This is a genomic window from Cycloclasticus sp., assembly GCA_040743155.1.
Classification (GTDB): Bacteria; Pseudomonadota; Gammaproteobacteria; order Methylococcales; family Cycloclasticaceae; genus Cycloclasticus.
Genome location: JBFLJU010000001.1, coordinates 2,009,265 through 2,025,086 on the forward strand (window position 1 = coordinate 2,009,265; position 15,822 = coordinate 2,025,086).

Here is a 15,822-nt window from a genome sequence, read left to right on the forward strand (position 1 = left end):
CTCCTTAGTTATTAAGTACTGCATCCAACGTTGTCGCGAAGCGCTCAATGTCTTCGCCTGTGCGCGTTTCTGTCGCGCAAATCAATAGTGCGTTGCCTAGTTCGGTATAATCCACCGATAAACTAAAGCCGCCTAAAATATGGTGTTCTTTTGCTAACTTGTCAATCAGTTGCTTTGCATCCGTCTCAACTTTAATCACACATTCATGAAAGGTTGGCGCTTGAAAGACTGCCGATACGCCTTTGATTTCAGTTAAGCGATTAACTAATAATTGAGTGTTCTTATGTGAATTTAACGCCACCTTTTTAAGCCCTTGCGGCCCCAATAACGACATATAAATAGTCGCCGCTGTTACCAATAAGCCTTGGTTCGTACAGATATTTGAGGTCGCTTTAGAGCGCCGAATATGCTGCTCACGTGCTTGCAGTGTTAACGTAAAGCCTTCTTTTCCATCCAAGTCGGTGGTACGGCCAATAATACGCCCTGGCATTTGACGCACGTGTTTTTGTTTACAACACATAAAGCCAAAATAAGGCCCGCCGGACGCCAAAGGTACGCCCAAAGGCTGGCCTTCGCCACAGACAATATCAACGCCTTCACCCGCCCATTCGCCGGGTGGTTTCAATAACGCCATGGCCATTGGGTTAACCACTGCAATAGACAGCATTTTGTTGTCGGCGGCCCATGCCGTTAACGCGTCGACATTTTCCAGCACACCAAAAAAGTTAGGCTGCGGGATGACTAACGCAGCAAAATCATCAGCTGCGAACTGTTCCAATGCGGTTAAGTCCGTTTGCCCTGTGGCTGAATCGTACGGCACCTCAATTAAGTCAATATCCTGATTCTTAACAATCGCCTCGGTCACCGAGCGGTACACAGGGTTGATCGTACACGGCATTAAAATTTTGCGTGATTTGGACTTTTTATTCGCCCGAACCGCCATTAACACCGCTTCGGCCAACGCTGAAGCACCATCGTAAAGTGAGGCATTCGACACATCCATCGCCATCAAACTTGCCATCATCGACTGATATTCATACAACAATTGCAGGGTGCCTTGCGAGGCTTCTGCTTGATACGGCGTGTACGCACTATAAAATTCACCACGCGTGGTAATTTCCCATACCGCGGCTGGAATGTGATGTTCATATGCACCAGCGCCCAAGAAACACAGCGGCAAACCATCTTGCGCAGCCCGCTCACGCAATAAACGCGTCACTTCCATTTCATTCATCCCCGCAGGGATTTTTTCTAACTCGCCGCAGCGTAAATTATCTGGAATTTCATCAAACAAATCATCAATACTATCCACCCCAATAGTGGCCAGCATTTTTGAAATATCATGTTCGGAATGGGGAATAAAAGGCATAAATGATTACTCGTCTTCTGTCAGGCTTTGATAACCTTCGGCAGCTAATAAATCATCCAACTCACTGACCTCGGTTGGTTTAATAACAAAAATCCAACCATCTGCGTAAGGCGAGCTATTAATTGCTTCTGGGCTATCTTCCAAGTCTTCGTTCACCGCAATAATTTCACCTGTTACAGGGCTGTAAATATCCGATGCCGCTTTAACTGATTCAACAACGCTGCACTCGTCGCCTTTATCAACATTTGCGCCGACCTCAGGTAACTCAACAAAAACCAAATCGCCCAACAGCTCTTGCGCATGGTGGGTAATGCCGACTCGAACATTACCGTCAGCTTCTAATAAAGCCCACTCGTGTGAGTCAGCGTATTTCCTATCATCAGGTGTATTTGACATGGTATTTCCTCTTTAAATTTTAATTTGTACAGCACCCTGGCGTACAAAACAGGGCTTAACAACTGTTGCGTTTTTTAATTTTCCGCGAATATCAATTTTACATGTTTCGCCAATACTTGCAGGCACACGTGCCAATGCGATTGAGCGTTCCATGCTGGGCGAGTAGCCGCCACTGGTAATTTCACCGCGCGAACCATCATCCAAAACAACTTCTTGATGCCCGCGTAACACGCCTTTTTCCTCTAACAATAAACCAACAAATTTATCGCTGCTTGCGTTTTCTTTTATTTTTTCTAATGCTGCTCTACCAACAAAGTCACGCTCTGCTGGCTGCCAAGCCACTGTCCAAGCAAGGCCAGACTCTAAGGGGTTTTTTGTTTCATCCATATCTTGGCCGTATAAGTTCATGCCCGCTTCAAGCCGTAATGTATCACGCGCACCTAAACCGCACGGCTTAACACCGACCTCAAGCAGCTGCTTCCAGAAGCCTTCCGCCCTGTCTTCCGGCAACATGATTTCAAAGCCATCCTCACCGGTGTAACCCGTTCTGCCCACAAACCATTCACCGTGCCAACACGCGCTAAACGGGTTTATTTCTGCTGCCGCAAGTCCCAAGCGCTCCGGCAGTAAAGGACATACCTTTTGACGCGCCTTTGGCCCTTGCACGGCAATCATCGCTAACGTAGGGCGCTCATTAATTTCTACATCAAAATTTTCTGCTTGCTTCTCTAACCACGCTATATCTTTATCGCGGGTTGATGCATTGACCACTAAACGGTAGTTTTTCTCATCTAGGAAGTAGACAATTAAGTCATCAATAATGCCTGCCTCGCCATTCAGCATACAGCTGTACAAGGCTTTTCCTTGACGGGTTAATTTAGCCACATCATTCGCCAACAAATGCTGCAAATAAGCTTTCGCTTTTGCGCCACCCACGTCAACCACTGTCATGTGTGATACGTCAAACATACCCACTGATTTTCTCACATCATGGTGCTCATCAATTTGCGAACCATAATTCACCGGCATATCCCAGCCACCAAAATCCACCATACGGGCGCCTAACTCACGATGCGCATTATTTAAAACTGTTTTTTTAGTCATTATCTATTTTCTCAGCACAAAAAAAGGGCGGCACGCGAAAACCACATGCCGCCCCTCTGTCCAAAACCTGAAAGTTTAAGAGCAATAATGCTCTCTTTCCTCTTCGGTGGGTTATTTCAACCGCTCTCCAGAGCTAATTAAGCACCTTAATACGCGCTCCCTCTTATGGTCCATTTGCCTGAGCGATTCCGGACGGATTGCGCCTTCGGCGTCGGCATAACGCCGATCTCTCCCAAAAGAGTTAAATTAGACGAGCATTATACGTAGAAAAGTCAGTTTTTTCTACGTTTTGACTATAACAGACTCGAGCATTATTTTAATTCGAGCTCTATATTGAAGAGGCCCTTTAGCCAACTGCCTTGGCTATGCTTATCAAACCCGTCTAAAGTGGGCAAAGCATAAAGCCTTTGCAGATCTTTTTTACAGCGCAAACCCTCCTACGACTTGCCTCAAGCGCTGAGACAACACCACGAGTTGCTTATTCGATTGCACGGCCTGCTTCCCACCAACCTCTGTCTGCTCAGCAACGTTTTTAATCATTTGCGTATTACTATTAATTTCATCTGTAACCGCCGCTTGCTCTTGTGCTGCCTGGGCTATTTGTGTATTCAACACCTCGATAGATGACACAGAGCTGGCTATTTCTTCAATCACGCAGCCGGCCTGGTTCGCCTTTTCAACGCTAGCTTGAGCTCGCTCTCGACTGCGGTCCATAATTTCCACCGCCTCACGTGTCCCACTACGCAGCTCTTCAATCATTTCCTGTATTTCTTGCGTAGAGCTTTGAGTTCTCTGCGCTAAAGTTCTCACCTCATCTGCAACAACAGCAAAACCTCGCCCATGCTCCCCAGCTCTAGCCGCTTCGATGGCAGCGTTCAATGCAAGCAAATTGGTTTGCTCCGTAATACCCTGAATCATTTCTATAACTGAACCAATTTTTACGCTATCTGACTCAATACGACGGATTGCTTGAGCAGAACTTTCAACGTCAGTGGCTAACGCATTAATCGACGCTACGACCTCTACAACAACTGCCTTACCTCTATTCGCGGCATCATTGCCTTCTCCTGCGGAATCAACTGCTCTCAATGATGAACTGGCAACATCTGCAACCGCAGCTCCCATCTGCCCAAGAGCCACAACAAGGCTATCCGTTTCGGCCTTTTGGTCGGTAACACCCCGAAGCGTTTGGTCGGTAACATCTGAAGCACTGGACGCCTCTCTAGATAACTCAGCTGATGCCTGATCAATTTCATTAACCGCTTTGCGCAAGCCTTCAACCATCTTAATCGCTGCTTGGTTTATATGTTCAACCGCACCACCTGCTCCACTATCAATTGCAACCGTAAGGTTACCCTCTGCAATTTCATCAATAATAGATCCGATCTTCTTCAATGGATTCACCGTCGCCCGCATGAGATCGACAATCAGAAAAATAACACCGCCAAGCATCAACACAACCAATAAAATCACGACTGTTTTAACAAACGCTCCTGCGCTACGTAAGCCAGCGCCAAAAGCTGCGGTGAGCTCCTTTGGTGCCTCCATCATCGCACCAAGGGTAGTCACTTCTTCAATCGTTAAGCGATGACTAGGAACCTCTTCTAAGTAAATCAAAACCTCTCTAAGCAGCTCTGCATCGTCGATAACTAAATCAAGCAAGTAACCTTGCCCCAGCAACCTAAAAAGCAGCTTCTCAACACCAAAAACCGCCTCATTGACATTGGCTGTCTGCTGAAGCGCCTTCTGCGCATGCTCAACTACCCAGTCTCTTTTTACAGGAGACTTCAGGAGAGACTCATTGATTTTAGTTATTGCAACAATATGTTCTCGCTCATAGTATGCGAAATCTATGACCTTACCCATTAAGCGAACACCAAACATAACAACTAACAAAGCCAACACAGCCGCTACAATTTGCAGCTTGAACTTTGCTTCCAGATTTAATCCCTTCACCATATCCCTCTTCTTATTTCCATGTAAACGGTATTATCGACCAACCCCACCTATAGCTTTAACAACAAGCAGTCTAGTCAACCTCTCCTTTCTTCCACTCATACCTTAGCAGCTAATGAGCATTCAATCGATAGACTTTTATACCTCAGTCTCTTTATGTTTTTTGATCATGTTAATGACAGCAACTCAGCCAAAATCATTGCGTAACAGTGCTACACTTGAAACATCATTATCGAAACAAACCACGCAAGTTGCATTCGCATAAAACAAAGCGTTATGCTAATTCCAATAAAACACGAGGTAGAAAAATGAAACTGAATCAAAACACACTTGATGAACTAAATATTCTTTTACAATTCGACTTATCTAACACGCAGCAAGGCATCAAAATCCATCACGACGCAGATTCAAATGTTTCCAACGCAGCGCAGCGCTTGTTTGAAAAAGGCTTAATCGATCAAGTGGACGGCGGTTATTTAACGACTATCGGCAGAACAACGGCGGAACATGCCCAGGCTATTTCTGGCTTACTGACCGCTAATTAACGCTCAAATTCCCATCGCGTACTTGCAGATTTGGTTCTTCAACAAAGTCGATTGATTTACCATACCCATGCCTGAACTTCTAGCGAACTGAACTAATTGTTCATCGGCGCTAAATAGTCGCTTAAAACCATCCATGATGGCCATCATCATCAAGTTATCGCCTTTGCGTTGACGTTCATACCGACGCAAAACCTGTTGACTAGCTATGCTACGCCCTGACTCCTGCGCTGTTAACACAACGCCCGCCAAGGCCACCGCATCTTTCAACCCCAAGTTCACTCCCTGTCCAGCCAACGGGTGAATGGTATGAATAGCATCTCCGATTAACACCACCCGCTGTTGACAGTATTCTGATGAAAATTGTAGCTTTAGGGGAAATCCGCCACGCTCGCCTATTAACTCAAAGTTACCCAACTGATGCTCAGATGCGTCGGCTAAGGCATCACAAAACGCTGATTCTGATAGTTTTAAATTGGCCTCTGTGGTTTCTGTTTTTGAGGTCCACACAATAGAAATCAAACCATCACGTAAAGGCAAAAGCGCTAGCGGCCCTTCTGGTAAGAATCGCTGCCACGCGGTATTTTGATGTGGTTTTTCAGACTTAACTGTCGCCACTAATGCTTTTTGTTGGTAGCTCCAACCGTAATCATCTATCCCTGCTAATTGCCGTATTTTTGAATTTGAGCCGTCGGCACCGACTATTAACTGAGCCGTTATCTGCCGATCATTCGATAATTGAATATCAACGCCTTCATCATTTATATCAAAACCATTTAATTGCGTCGTTTTGTATATATCGCAAGCAGCTAAATCCTGTAACCTCTTCCAAAGTGCCGACACCGTTATGCGATTCTCCACCACCGAGCCCATTTGCCGCTCACCGGCATCGGCTGAATCAATATCCAATTCGCCAGCACCAAAATGATCCCATACAAACATTTTTTGCACCGCCTGCTCGCCTAAGCGAACAATCTCATCCCACACGCCCAGTGACTTAAACACATTAATAGACGCCAAAGTGAGCGCCGACACACGGAAATCATAGCTATCTTTCGGCCAAGCGACTAATGGATCTCCCGCATCAATCAACGCAACCGAGATATCTCTTTTAGCCAACAAACACGCCACCGTAGCACCCACCATGCCGCCGCCTATAATCGCGACTTGATATGCTTTTACATCCATTAGTTCGCCTCTAACCTAGTAAAGCGAGAGCCTAAGCCCATCGTTTGTCGTGCAAACTGGTTTTTCAACACCGGCACCTTATCTAACATCAACAAGCCACTATTACGCACAACGCTAAAGAGCGCGCTGTCTGTTGAAAACAGCTTTATCACCGTGTCTGTAAATCCAATGACTAGCGCCTGATCGGTTTTTCGTTGCCGCGCATACGCTTCAAGCATCTCGTCAGTGCCAATATCTTGCTTCGCCGACATGAGTACATCCGCCAACATGGCAGCATCTCGTAGACCTAAATTAAACCCTTGCCCCGCCACCGGGTGAAGCTGATGCGCGGCATTCCCAATGAGCACTGTGCGAGCGCACGTACTATGCGGCGTATAGGACAAACTTAATGGAAATGTTTGACGCTCACCCGACACTGATAGCTCACCCAGCCAGTGGCCAAATTGTGATTGCAACCTTTCCAAAAAGGCCTCTTCCGATAAGCATTTAATTTTCTCGACTAGCGCTGACGGCATGGTCCAAACCAATGAATATAAGCCATCAAAGTGCGGCAACATCGCAATCGGGCCTTCTGCAGTAAATCGCTCATAAGCGACGTCTTTCACATCCGACTCAACCTTAATCAAACCAGTAATAGCATACTGGTCATATGAGTACTCTTTAAGCTCAAAACCACCGAGCTGACGAACGTTCGACAAGCCACCATCGGCACCGACTAATAACTGACAAGATAAGGTTTGCTCTTTACCATCTAAACTAATTGTTACCGCTGAGCTAGCGCCCCGGTCCGCATAATCAACGAGTGTCGCTGGACATAAAATATCAACATTCGTCGCCGCTAAGCTTTCCGCTACAACGGCCTCTATTTGCGCCGCTTCTACCACATAACCTAGGGCATCAACTTGTTGCATTTTTGCCGACAACCGCGTTTTACCAAAGTGGCCTTTATCGGACACATGGATTTGACGTATTGGCATAGCCGACTCATAGATTTGCTGCCAAATGTCTAATTGCTCAAGAATGCACCGGCTTCCCCAAGATAATGCAATGGCGCGTTTGCCTGCGGTATCGGCTTGCTTATCCGCGAAGGGACGCGCCTCTACAATCGCAACACGAAGTGATGACTTGCTTAATGCCAAGCCTAAGCAGCCGCCTACCATGCCACTGCCGATAATGATTACATCATAATCAAGCGACACGTGACTTCGCCATTAACGCCTCAATCTCTTTGGCTTCCTTGGGCACACCGGCCGTTAACACATCGTGTCCTTTTTTAGTGACCAGCACATCGTCTTCGATACGAATACCGATACCGCGCCACTTTTTATCTACTTCTTTTGCATCCGGTTGAATGTACAAGCCAGGCTCTATAGTGAACACCATGCCAGGCTCCAGCAAACGCCATTGACTATCCACTTTATAATCACCCACATCATGCACATCCATGCCTAACCAATGCCCTGTTCGATGCATATAATACGGCTTATACGCTTCATTTTTAATCAGCGTCGATACCCGGCCTTCCAGTATGCCTAGCTTCACCAAGCCCTTGGTGAGCACGCTAACCGCCGCCTCGTGCGGGTCATTCCAGTGGTTGCCTGCCTTGACTTGCTCAATTGCAGCGTACTGCGAATCTAACACCAACTGATACAACGCCTTTTGCTCTTCACTGAACACACCATTCACTGGAAATGTTCGCGTAATATCAGACGCGTACTTTTGCCATTCACAGCCAGCATCAATCAATAAAAGATCACCGTCATTCAACTTCGCGTTATTCTCAGTGTAATGAAGAACGCAGCCATTCTTACCACCGCCCACAATAGCGGGGTACGCCTCAAACTGCGCGCCATTGGTCATAAAGTGGTGCTTCATCTCTGCTTCAACCTGATATTCGAATACATCAGGCCGCGTGTATTGCATGGCTTTTTTATGCGCTGCGGCGGATATTTTAGCCGCCTTTTTCATTTGCTTGATTTCTTGCGCAGACTTAATTAAGCGCATCTCATGCAATAAGTGGTCAGATGAAATAAACTCTGCCGGTGCCGAAACACCTGCCCTAGAACGCCCTCGAACTAGCTGTGACCATTCCATTAACTGTTGATCAAAGTCGGGCTGCGCGCCCATCGGGAAGTACAAGCGGTTTTTGTTTTCCAACAAACCGGGCAAAATGTCATCAATATCATCAATGGGAAACGCATCATCAACAGCATAATCTTTGAGCGCGCCCTCTAAGCCGGCGCTGGCACCCACCCATAACGCGGTCTTTTCATCGAACTCCCGACAAAACAGCACGTATTCGCCTTGTTCACGACCCGGTACAAATACAATCACCGATTCCGGCTCATCAAAACCACTTAAATAAAAGAAATCGCTATTTTGACGAAACGGGAATTCGACATCGCTATTACGCTGCATAATTGACGCGCTAGCGATAACCGCTATATTGCCATTGCCTATCATGCGTAAGAACTGCTTTCTACGTCGGGAAAATTCTTTTTGCTCTTCTACCACGTCTTAACCTCTATCGCGCTTTAATGAACCGTTGGCTCTTCATCCGTTGGTTCGTCGCCTGATTGCAATTGTTGCATCAACATTTGAACACCCATTCGCACATATTCGTGCAACTCCATAAAAGCTTGCTCATCAGAATTATCAGAATTATCAGAGTCAAGCCTTGAAATTTCCATAAAGTCGCGAAGCACCCCTCTACAGTCATCACTCCAATCTTTATCGTCACCCACGCCCATATAAGCTACGCCGTACAAAAAACCTTGGCACCATTCACTTAACGCTGTTGCACGCTCAGCAATCCGCGCATCATCATCAGGCAATAATAAATCAAAAATAAAATCGTCTTCTTTCAACAGTTCCAAAGTACCTTGGAACAAACCGGACAAGCTTTGTTTATCATCTTCCGTTAACCCATTAAGCTGCTCTTCCGTATCAAATATCGCCGTTATCCAACGATAAAAATCCGCATCAAACTGCACGCAAAGCATCCCTGACGCCAAACCATGTACCTCAGACACATTCATTTGCGCGTCATGTTCATCCAACATCACCTGCAAATCTTCATAATCACCCAAACGTTTCACTTTATACTCCAAACAATGACTTAATTTGGCTATGCTATCACTCCGTGACCTTGTCACCAAAATTTACCGACTATATTAGTCATGGTATTGACCTCGCGAGCAATCGCACCTACTATTTACCCCGTGAACAAAGAACAGAACCCAGAAATCGCCTTGCAGCAACTAGAGCAAAAAATTGATGCGCTTGTACAAGTGTGTCAAAACCTGCATGAAGAGAACCATGAGCTAAAAAGACAGCAAGCCGACCTTATTCAGCAACGCAGTGCCTTAATGGATAAAACTGAAAAAGCAAAATCGCGCGTTGAGTCAATGATTTCTAGACTTAAACTAATGGAGGTTTAGGCATGCCGACACCGGTGACCGTTGCATTAAATATTTTGGATAAAGAGTATCGCGTCAGTTGTTCTGAAGATGAACGCGAAGAACTCGAGTTTTCCGCTCGCTTTTTAGATGAAAAAATGCAAACTATCAAACAGTCTGGCCGCATTGTTGGCTTAGACCGCATTGCTGTTATGGCCGGCCTAAATATCACCCACGATTTTCTTGCCGAAGATAAGAAAAGGGGTGGCACCTCCCTAGACATTAGCGATAAGATCAACGCACTTCAAAATAAATTAGATTTTGCCATCAACGCATTCAGCACATAGCCTTTCTTTCGACCTTAACTTAACGCTTCAGGCAGACAATAAAGCCATCTAGTTCAACTTTATAATAATAAAAACACGTTCCTTTATTCCTTTAAGTCGTATAAATCTGCTGTTAAATTTACAAGTTAGGCGTACACTGTAAGTGCGTTCCCTGCGGTGTTCGAAATAAGGTGAAATGCCCTTGGACCTAATTACCTATTCGGGAAGACAGATCACTTTGCTGGTGTGCATGCTCTTACAATAGAGAAGCCTAATGCAAATGTCCGACCCCCACTTGAACTTTACGGTTCAAGGTAGAAACCTGAATGCGGCGCTAGCGGGGAACGTCCTATTTTATGCCACAATCTATCACTTCATTAAGGCGAGCATTACGACATGGGCGCAATAATATTGCGCCAGAAGATAGAGCCCAGTTTGACTATTCAATTAACCAAACCTTTATAAAATCAGGCGCCCTTCTTCGCTCATCGAGTATCGCTAGTTATCTAGCTAACGACGGTGAACCCTCGGTCGACTTGATTATTAAATCCTGCTCATCCATACATCGACCGCACTACCTCCCGGTTTTAGATAAACGACGGCTTAAATTTTCACCTTATTGCTGGGGTGACCGGCTGAAAAACAATATTTTCAATATTCCCGAACCCGATACTACACAGTCTTTTCCAGCCAGCTTTTTAACAACTATCTTGATGCCTCTAGTTGGATTTGACCGCCAAGGCCATCGGCTCGGCATGGGCGGCGGCTACTACGACCGGACACTTGGCTTTATGCTCAATTCGAACTGCAAAAAAAAACCACTATTAATTGGCATTGCTTATAGCTCACAAATGTGCCAAAAAATTGAACATCAACCTTGGGATATCCCTTTAGATGCCGCCATCACAGAGCATGGGCTACTCTATTTTTCAACAAGGGCCAAGCAGCTTTTACGCACGCTATAAAGACCTAATGGCCCCAAAGCTCGCTAAATAGTTTTTGCCAAACAGCCGTTGCGATATATCATATCGACTACTTTACAATAATAGACACTGACAGATAAATTATGCAAGATGCCCTAAAAAGACAAGCTGCCGAAGCGGCTATTCCCTATGTCAACAACTGCCGTATTTTAGGCGTTGGCACCGGCTCTACCGTCAATCACTTTATCGACCTCCTAGAACCCATCAAACATCAATTCGAGGGTGCCGTTTCTAGTTCTGAGGCTAGCACAGAAAGGTTGCTTGCTTTGGGTATTCCTGTTTTTGATTTAAATGCCGTTGGCACATTGGATGTTTATGTCGATGGTGCTGATGAGGTTAATGCTAACCTACAACTCATTAAGGGCGGTGGTGGCGCATTGACACGTGAGAAAATCATTGCCGCGGCGAGCAAAAAGTTTGTATGCATTGCTGACCAGAGCAAGTTAGTTTCTCGCTTGGGCGATTTCCCCTTACCCATTGAAGTCATACCAATGGCCAGGAGCTACGTTGCCCGCGAAGTGACAGCACTCGGCGGCCATCCCATTTGGCGAGAAAATTTCATCACCGATAATGGCAACATCATTTTAGATATTCAACGAATGGATATACTAGAACCGTTAAAACTTGAAGACATACTGAACAATATCACCGGCGTTGTTACCACGGGGCTATTTGCGAAGCGCTCTGCCGACACCGTATTACTGGCCAGCGCACAAGGCACCCAGACCTTAACGTTAGCTCTCGCATAAACCGGTCAAAATCTACATTTCTAACAGGCAAAAAAGAAGGGGCTAAAAGCCCCCTAGTTTTTTATTCTTATTATTATTTTTTGGTGGTGCTGATTCTTTATTTGTAAAAGAACCGGCCTTCCCCTCTCCTTGTTCTTAACTCCATAATACTGAATTTTTGCATAAAAGCAACAAAAGAATAGCATTAACTACTTGATTTTATTCTTTTTTGTTGCGTCGCAACAGAAAATCCGCTTAATGCACACAATAGCAACCATCTATGTATTTCTTTGTTTTTATTAAAATCTCGTTATAAGCTTATATTCTTTTTGATATATTAGACAGCATCTAGTAGCCTCTATTATTAAGACCAGTCAACGCTTATAACGCTGACCACTAAATACCCATCAACCAACACGGAAGTAGAGATGAATAAGGTTTCATATAATGTTTTCACCTAACTGGTTAAAGCACTACAAAAAAGCACAGCTAAATGGCGACTTGATTGCCGGCATTATTGTTGCCGTTGTTCTCGTACCACAATCTATGGCTTACGGCATGCTAGCAGGACTACCACCTGAGGTCGCCTTATATTCATCCGTACTACCACTTATTTTATATGCCGCCTTCGGTAGCAGCAGGACACTAGCCGTTGGCCCCGTTGGACTAATGTCTCTGATGACTGGGGCAACCATCATAGAGTTAGGTATCACAAGTATTGACGAAATGGTCTCCACAGCGCACACACTAGCCTTATTAGTTGGCGTTATTTTACTGCTCATGAGAACAGTCCGTTTAGGAGCTATTATAAATTTCCTAAGCCACCCTGTTATTTCTGGCTTTGTTAGTGCTGCAGCCATCATTATTGCGCTAAGCCAAATAAAACATATGTTTGGCTTAGACCTACCCCGCGGACTTCCAACTTATGAAACCTTTTACCGCATCATTACACAAATACCCCATCTGAACCCCGTAACCACTCTCATTGGCGTCAGCAGCTTGCTGCTGCTATCGTGGTTTAAAACCCCTCTCGTTAGCCTGCTAAAGAGAAAAGGTATCGGTGAAGGAAGGATTCAATTTATTTCAAAATCTGGTCCTCTTGCCGCCGTCGCCCTCAGCACTTTTAGCGTTTATTATTTCAGCTTGGATACTCAACACGATGTTTCAATCATTGGCGCTATACCCGCTGGATTACCCAATATAATTTTGCCTCGTATAGACATTGAGTTGATTGAGCGATTACTTCCAAACGCCTTGCTCATTGCATTAATTGGCTACCTTGAAAGCGTCTCCATTGCTAGATCAATGGCGAGTCAAAAAAGACAAAAAATTGATTCCAACAAAGAACTCATTGGCTTAGGCGCGGCCAATATCGCATCAGCCATTAGCGGCGGTTACCCCGTAGCCGGTGGCTTTGGACGCTCAATGGTTAATTTCTCAGCCGGTGCCAATTCACCCTTAGCGTCGATCATTACCGCTTGTATAGTCGCTCTAACATTAGCCGTTCTAACCCCCTTATTCTTCTTCTTGCCTAAGGCGGCCCTTGGCGCCATCATCGTTTTGGCAGTTTTACCGCTCATCGACACCCATACGCTGAAGCATGCATGGCGTTACGATAAAGCAGATGCTTTTTCAATGCTCATTACATTTTTCACGGTCTTAGCAACGGATGTTGAAAGCGGCATTATTGCTGGAACCATAATATCTATAGCACTATACCTACACCGCAGCAGCCAGCCACATATCGCTATCGTTGGACAAGTTGGAGATACTGAGCATTATAGAAATATCAACCGGCACAAGGTTAAAACCGATAAAGAGATTCTTGCTTTACGCGTTGACGAAAACTTATATTTTGCCAACACAAACTACCTAGAAGATACCATCATGCAGCTTGTGGCCGACAATAAATCGATAAACCACATTGTCATTATTTGTAGCTCCATAAGCTTCATAGACACGAGCGCTTTAGAGTCTCTAGACAGCATTCTCTATCGGCTTGAAAAAGCAGACATTCAGCTACATTTAGCAGAAATTAAAGGCCCCGTTATGGACAAGCTGAGAACGACCGCTTTCCTCAAAAAGATAGGCGAAGACAATGTTTTTTTAAGCACTCACCAAGCGATGACCATCTTAAAGAACAACGCATGATTATAGTCAGATACGCTTAAACTATTATAAATCAAGCTCGCTGAGGCACTTATTGCGCCCTGTTTGCTTCGCTTTATACAGCGCTTGGTCGGCACGCTCAAACACACTATCAGGCCTGTCACCCTCGGCAAATAAGGCACAACCTACCGACATCGTAATAACAATACGTTTACCTTTATAGCCGAACTTGCAGCCCGCAACGCTTTCTCTAAACTGATTTAGCCTCTTAACCGCATTATCCAGATCACTGCCGGTAAAAATAATCGCAAATTCTTCACCACCTACTCGACCAAAAAAATCACTGTCGCGAACTTTCTTATCAACCAGCTGACTGATAGTACGTAGCACTTTATCGCCTACCGCATGACCATACTCATCATTAATTCCCTTAAAACGGTCGATATCCAGTACAGCCAACACCAGCGGCTCTCTATTTCTCTTCCAGCGTTCAAACTCTAACTTTATCCGCCCATCATAAGCGCGCCTGTTGGCCACACCTGTCAACGGGTCGACAAACGCTTGCTCGTGAGCTTGATGGAGTGAATGCTTAAGGTCCGATGCCTCAGATTCTACGCGCTTAAGCCTGTTCGTAACGGACAGGGCACGTTCTTCAGCTTGCTTAGCACGGCCTTCTTCCATTTCAGCGAACTCTGACACCCTCTGGTTAAGTTCTCCCAAGCCCTCGGCCAACATTGTTTTTAGCGTACTTAAACTGTCCGTTTGCAGCACTGAATCTTGCAGTGTATTAATTTGACCGCCCATTAACTCCGTTAACCGCCAACGATCTTGTGTTATTTCAGCGTTCTCCACTCCTTCCTTTTTTAAGTCTGCTGAAAGCTCAGACAACTGATGAACGACCGTTTCGATGAGGCCCGATAACTCCACGATAAACTCATCTTTCTTAGAAATTCTTTGACCCAAGCCTTCAAATACTTGTTTATAAAAAACTTCTAAATCTCTTAAACTATTGACCTTATTTAAGCTGTTCACCAAACTAGGAATATCAATCGACCTCGCCAACTCGGCATCAGACTTTCCTAGCTTCTCTAACTGAAACAATAAGCCCTGTTTAATATCCGCAATAGATCCTCCCGACAAAGAAGGGCTACTCACAGGTGTATTTTTAAGCACTAAGCTCGCTACTTCGCGCGCGATTGTTACAAAATCTTTGGAGCTGCGAGCCTGCGCCAAACTCTGCCGCAACGCCTCGGCACCTTCTTGAAAACTATCAGATACCTTTAAATTCGACAGTAACGTCTCTAAAACATTGGGCGCTGCGCCAATGTCGTCACCCGTATTAACATAACTAACAATCAGATCTTTTACCCGAGCCAACTCATCGATAGGAACAGCTCCATTCTTTGATAGCTTTCTTGGGAGTGCTGAAATCGCCTTATCGACTGCTTTATGCTGACCTTTCAGCTCCGCCAAAATAGACATCAAAACGAGATACAAGCTTTCGACATTTTCAGCACCTTCTTTCTCTGCCTCACCCAATGCTTTAATCGCACGCATGTATTGCTCTTTATAATCTGACATTCTCTTGCACCTAAATGATTACTACTGATTATAGACTAGACCTTGGGAGATACATTGCAATACGTATGCGTGCAAGCAACATTTTCAGACACGCATAAAAAAGCCCATGCAATGATGGGCTTTTTTCGTAAATAATAAAAGG

At 45.1% G+C, this 15,822-nt stretch carries 15 protein-coding genes, 1 other RNA gene and 2 riboswitches; of the genes, 7 read left to right on the forward strand and 9 right to left on the reverse strand.

The features are described from left to right. Positions 1–4: 4 nt before the first annotated feature. From gcvPA to AB1Y31_09655, 4 genes are all read right to left on the reverse strand, one after another. Positions 5–1,369, reverse strand: coding sequence for an aminomethyl-transferring glycine dehydrogenase subunit GcvPA (gcvPA, locus tag AB1Y31_09640; GenBank protein ID MEW4983434.1), 1,365 nt, complete (start codon positions 1,367–1,369; stop codon positions 5–7). A 6-nt stretch (positions 1,370–1,375) separates the two neighbouring features. Beyond that, on the reverse strand, positions 1,376–1,765 hold the full coding sequence (gene gcvH, locus AB1Y31_09645; protein ID MEW4983435.1) for a glycine cleavage system protein GcvH: 390 nt from the start codon (positions 1,763–1,765) through the stop codon (positions 1,376–1,378). Between the two features lie 12 nt (positions 1,766–1,777). After that, the gene (gene gcvT, locus AB1Y31_09650) at positions 1,778–2,869 is read right to left on the reverse strand and encodes a glycine cleavage system aminomethyltransferase GcvT (GenBank protein MEW4983436.1); all 1,092 of its coding nucleotides are present in this window, start codon (positions 2,867–2,869) and stop codon (positions 1,778–1,780) included. 46 nt (positions 2,870–2,915) lie between these two features. Continuing rightward, a riboswitch (glycine riboswitch) is annotated at positions 2,916–3,010 on the reverse strand. A gap of 15 nt (positions 3,011–3,025) precedes the next feature. Further along, a riboswitch (glycine riboswitch) is annotated at positions 3,026–3,114 on the reverse strand. Between the two features lie 175 nt (positions 3,115–3,289). Continuing rightward, on the reverse strand, positions 3,290–4,828 hold the full coding sequence (locus AB1Y31_09655; GenBank protein MEW4983437.1) for a methyl-accepting chemotaxis protein: 1,539 nt from the start codon (positions 4,826–4,828) through the stop codon (positions 3,290–3,292). A gap of 305 nt (positions 4,829–5,133) precedes the next feature. Between AB1Y31_09655 and AB1Y31_09660 the strand changes: the two genes are divergently transcribed. Continuing rightward, on the forward strand, positions 5,134–5,370 hold the full coding sequence (locus tag AB1Y31_09660; GenBank protein ID MEW4983438.1) for a TIGR02647 family protein: 237 nt from the start codon (positions 5,134–5,136) through the stop codon (positions 5,368–5,370). Positions 5,371–5,373: 3 nt separating this feature from the next. Here AB1Y31_09660 and AB1Y31_09665 read toward each other — a convergent pair whose 3' ends face one another. Genes AB1Y31_09665 through AB1Y31_09680 form a run of 4 tightly spaced genes read right to left on the reverse strand, consistent with a single transcriptional unit; the run spans position 5,374 to position 9,653 of the window. Then, positions 5,374–6,555 (reverse strand): UbiH/UbiF/VisC/COQ6 family ubiquinone biosynthesis hydroxylase, encoded by a 1,182-nt coding sequence (locus AB1Y31_09665; GenBank protein ID MEW4983439.1) that lies wholly within the window; start codon positions 6,553–6,555, stop codon positions 5,374–5,376. Beyond that, complete coding sequence (gene ubiH, locus AB1Y31_09670; protein MEW4983440.1) at positions 6,555–7,754, reverse strand: 2-octaprenyl-6-methoxyphenyl hydroxylase; 1,200 nt, start codon at positions 7,752–7,754, stop codon at positions 6,555–6,557. Before ubiH ends, AB1Y31_09665 begins: the two co-directional genes overlap by 1 nt. After that, positions 7,744–9,069, reverse strand: coding sequence for a Xaa-Pro aminopeptidase (gene pepP, locus AB1Y31_09675; protein ID MEW4983441.1), 1,326 nt, complete (start codon positions 9,067–9,069; stop codon positions 7,744–7,746). The genes ubiH and pepP overlap by 11 nt, the downstream gene beginning before the upstream one ends. Before the next feature lie 20 nt (positions 9,070–9,089). Beyond that, on the reverse strand, positions 9,090–9,653 hold the full coding sequence (locus AB1Y31_09680; GenBank protein MEW4983442.1) for a UPF0149 family protein: 564 nt from the start codon (positions 9,651–9,653) through the stop codon (positions 9,090–9,092). 81 nt (positions 9,654–9,734) lie between these two features. Between AB1Y31_09680 and AB1Y31_09685 the strand changes: the two genes are divergently transcribed. The 6 genes from AB1Y31_09685 to sulP all read left to right on the forward strand — a co-directional run bounded on the left by AB1Y31_09685 (position 9,735) and on the right by sulP (position 14,141). Further along, a complete protein-coding gene (locus tag AB1Y31_09685) occupies positions 9,735–9,995 on the forward strand; it encodes a TIGR02449 family protein (GenBank protein ID MEW4983443.1) in 261 nt (86 codons plus the stop codon). A 2-nt stretch (positions 9,996–9,997) separates the two neighbouring features. Beyond that, positions 9,998–10,300, forward strand: coding sequence for a cell division protein ZapA (locus AB1Y31_09690; GenBank protein ID MEW4983444.1), 303 nt, complete (start codon positions 9,998–10,000; stop codon positions 10,298–10,300). A 145-nt stretch (positions 10,301–10,445) separates the two neighbouring features. Beyond that, positions 10,446–10,627: non-coding RNA, 6S RNA (ssrS, locus tag AB1Y31_09695), on the forward strand. 8 nt (positions 10,628–10,635) lie between these two features. After that, positions 10,636–11,244: a 5-formyltetrahydrofolate cyclo-ligase gene (locus tag AB1Y31_09700; protein ID MEW4983445.1), complete on the forward strand. Its 609-nt coding sequence runs from the start codon at positions 10,636–10,638 to the stop codon at positions 11,242–11,244. A gap of 101 nt (positions 11,245–11,345) precedes the next feature. Then, complete coding sequence (rpiA, locus tag AB1Y31_09705) at positions 11,346–12,011, forward strand: ribose-5-phosphate isomerase RpiA (protein MEW4983446.1); 666 nt, start codon at positions 11,346–11,348, stop codon at positions 12,009–12,011. Between the two features lie 426 nt (positions 12,012–12,437). Next, positions 12,438–14,141, forward strand: coding sequence for a sulfate permease (gene sulP / locus AB1Y31_09710; protein ID MEW4983447.1), 1,704 nt, complete (start codon positions 12,438–12,440; stop codon positions 14,139–14,141). A 24-nt stretch (positions 14,142–14,165) separates the two neighbouring features. On the opposite strand, the gene AB1Y31_09715 is transcribed toward sulP, so the two are convergent. Then, positions 14,166–15,680, reverse strand: a complete 1,515-nt coding sequence (locus tag AB1Y31_09715) for a GGDEF domain-containing protein (GenBank protein ID MEW4983448.1) — start codon at positions 15,678–15,680, stop codon at positions 14,166–14,168. Positions 15,681–15,822: the final 142 nt, after the last annotated feature.

Bases quoted from the DNA above. Each gene is read 5' to 3' on its own strand.
- gcvPA (MEW4983434.1), bottom strand. From the start codon at position 1,369: ATGCCTTTTATTCCCCATTCCGAACATGATATTTCAAAAATGCTGGCC.
- gcvH (MEW4983435.1), bottom strand. From the start codon at position 1,765: ATGTCAAATACACCTGATGATAGGAAATACGCTGACTCACACGAGTGG.
- gcvT (MEW4983436.1), bottom strand. From the start codon at position 2,869: ATGACTAAAAAAACAGTTTTAAATAATGCGCATCGTGAGTTAGGCGCC.
- AB1Y31_09655 (MEW4983437.1), bottom strand. From the start codon at position 4,828: ATGGTGAAGGGATTAAATCTGGAAGCAAAGTTCAAGCTGCAAATTGTA.
- AB1Y31_09660 (MEW4983438.1), top strand. From the start codon at position 5,134: ATGAAACTGAATCAAAACACACTTGATGAACTAAATATTCTTTTACAA.
- AB1Y31_09665 (MEW4983439.1), bottom strand. From the start codon at position 6,555: ATGGATGTAAAAGCATATCAAGTCGCGATTATAGGCGGCGGCATGGTG.
- AB1Y31_09685 (MEW4983443.1), top strand. From the start codon at position 9,735: ATGGTATTGACCTCGCGAGCAATCGCACCTACTATTTACCCCGTGAAC.
- AB1Y31_09690 (MEW4983444.1), top strand. From the start codon at position 9,998: ATGCCGACACCGGTGACCGTTGCATTAAATATTTTGGATAAAGAGTAT.
- AB1Y31_09700 (MEW4983445.1), top strand. From the start codon at position 10,636: ATGCCACAATCTATCACTTCATTAAGGCGAGCATTACGACATGGGCGC.
- rpiA (MEW4983446.1), top strand. From the start codon at position 11,346: ATGCAAGATGCCCTAAAAAGACAAGCTGCCGAAGCGGCTATTCCCTAT.
- sulP (MEW4983447.1), top strand. From the start codon at position 12,438: ATGTTTTCACCTAACTGGTTAAAGCACTACAAAAAAGCACAGCTAAAT.
- AB1Y31_09715 (MEW4983448.1), bottom strand. From the start codon at position 15,680: ATGTCAGATTATAAAGAGCAATACATGCGTGCGATTAAAGCATTGGGT.